Source organism: Chryseobacterium sp. GVT01B, assembly GCF_019970045.1.
GTDB lineage: Bacteria > Bacteroidota > Bacteroidia > Flavobacteriales > Weeksellaceae > Chryseobacterium.
The window spans coordinates 1-464 of sequence record NZ_JAHXYI010000024.1; the positions used below are offsets into that span (position 1 = coordinate 1).

Below are 464 nucleotides of genomic sequence, written 5' to 3' on the forward strand. Positions count from 1 at the left end.
CTATTTGCCACAGTTACATCTTCCATTTCCATGTTAGAAATTGTCGTGGCAATTGCAATTGGAGATAAACCAGAAAAAAGAAAAAAAATTGCCTGGATTGGTGGCATCATTATCTTTATTGTTGGTATTCCTAGTGCGCTGTCATTTGGTATACTATCAGATGTGAAGATGTTAGACCGTTCTATTTTTGATTTTGTTGATTTTATGACCAACAATATCGGAATGCCTATTGGCGCTCTGCTAATCTCAATTTTTGCAGGTTATTATTATACAAAAGATATTTCTCGTAAAGAGCTAGCCGCATCTAATTGGATGTTTACAATTTGGTACATGTTAATTCGCTATGTGTCCCCAATTGCTATATTAATTATTTTCATTCAAGGTATTTTACCAATATTTAAATAAGGATATAGAGCCTCTATCATGTCAATGCAAAAAGAGGTTGTCGTAGGACAACCCCTTTT

General features: G+C 34.1%; 1 pseudogene. It reads left to right on the forward strand.

Going from position 1 to position 464, the window contains the following annotated elements:
• A pseudogene (locus LC457_RS23285) lies at positions 1-405 on the forward strand (hypothetical protein); the annotation flags it as partial.
• Between the last annotated feature and the right edge of the window lie 59 nt (positions 406-464).